At 54.6% G+C, this 271-nt stretch carries 1 protein-coding gene; it reads right to left on the minus strand.

Translation table 11 applies throughout. From position 1 onward, the window contains the following. On the minus strand, positions 1–235 hold a 235-nt coding region (locus ACY0MJ_RS22380; protein WP_462640766.1), incomplete at its 3' end, for a hemerythrin domain-containing protein. Positions 236–271 lie beyond the last annotated feature (36 nt).

The raw sequence follows: 271 nt of genomic DNA on the forward strand, positions 1-271 counted from the left end.
AAGTCGGGCAAGCATCTTCTGGCGGCGTGAAGTTATCCGTCAGGGCCTGGATTTCTTTGATGACGTCGCCGGCGCAGGTGTGTTCTGCTTCCAAATCCTGGATCAGTGCCAACGTCTGGCTGTCCGGATGCGGATGCTGGCGCATCAGCGGGAAGACGAGCTGTTCTTCCTTGGCGAAATGCTCTTCCAGTTCTGCCTTCAGGCCGGCATAAAGATGGTGAAGACGCGTGAGCATTTTACCATGATGCGGATAATGGACGATGAGGATCTT

Source organism: Ramlibacter sp. bp-362, assembly GCF_054956735.1.